Genomic DNA, 1048 nt, shown 5'->3' with positions numbered 1-1048 from the left:
AAAGGAGGAAAGAAGAGGGAGGGGGAAAGGGGGGTGAAGATGGGATGTTGACAGGGGGAACCAACTTTGTGTCATTCTAGTGATCATTTTGGCTATCTCAGGAATGCAGGGGGGAAGGAGGGAGGGGAGGGGGAAAAGAGAGCGGGGGGAGGAAAGAGGGAGAGGAAAAGGGAGGAAGGGAGAAAGAAGAAAAGAAGAGAGGGGGAGAGAAGGGAGAGAAGAGGGGAGAGGAGAGGGAGAAGGAAGGGAAAAGGAGGAAAGGGAGGAGGGGAGGGAAAAGAAAGGAAGGAGGGAGGAGGAGGGGGGAAGGAAGAGAGGGGGAGAAGGAGTGAGGGAGGGGAGAAGAGAATGAGAAGGAGGGGATGGAAGAGAAAAGCAGGAACGGGGAAGGGAAGAAGTAGGGAGGGTGCAAGTGGAAAGGGGGAAGAGGAAGGAGGAAGAAGGAGGGAAAGAGAGGAAGGAGGAAGAGAAAAGAAGAAAGGAAAAGAAGAGGAAAGGAGGAGAAGGAATAGAAGAGAGAGAGAAAAAGGGAAAGAAGAGGGGGGAGAAATGGGGATAGAAGGGAGAGGGAAGAGGAAAGGGGAGGAAGAAGGGAAAGAAGGGGGGGAAGAAGAGGGAGGAGAAAGGGAGAGAGAAGAGGGAAGGAAAGGGAAGAGGAAAGGGAGAGGAAGGGAAAGGGAGGGGGGGAAGGAGGAAGAGGGAGGAGAGGAGAGGGAGGAGGAGGAGAGAAGGGAGCGAGACAGGGGAAAAAGGAGAAGGAAAGAGGAAGAGGAGAAGGGAAAAGGGAAGAAGGAAAAAGAGAGGGGGGAAGGGATGAGAGAGAAAAGTAATGAGAAGGGAGAGAAGGGTGAGGAAAAAAGGAAGAAAAAAGCAGGAGGAAAGAAAAGTAAAGGAAAAAAGAAAGAAAAACAAGAGACAGAGGGAGGAGAAGAAAAAAGAGAGAAGGAAAAAAGAAAGAGGAAAGAGGAGGAAGAGAAAAAGAGGAGAAGGAAGAAGGAGAGGGAGAGAAGAAGAGGGAAATAAAAGGAGGGATCGGAAATGTGAAGAG

The 1048-nt window shown here is 50.7% G+C and carries 1 protein-coding gene; it reads left to right on the top strand.

Annotation, left to right across the window (positions count from 1 at the left end):
* The first annotated feature begins 66 nt into the window (after positions 1-66).
* The gene (locus GMA8713_RS28905; RefSeq protein WP_062715520.1) at positions 67-1023 is read left to right on the top strand and encodes a hypothetical protein; all 957 of its coding nucleotides are present in this window, start codon (positions 67-69) and stop codon (positions 1021-1023) included.
* Positions 1024-1048: the final 25 nt, after the last annotated feature.

The sequence above is a fragment of the Grimontia marina genome (genome assembly GCF_900060185.1).
Taxonomy (GTDB): domain Bacteria; phylum Pseudomonadota; class Gammaproteobacteria; order Enterobacterales; family Vibrionaceae; genus Enterovibrio; species Enterovibrio marinus.
The sequence above is the reverse complement of the archived record's forward strand: the minus strand, read 5'-3'. Positions and strand labels throughout refer to the sequence as shown.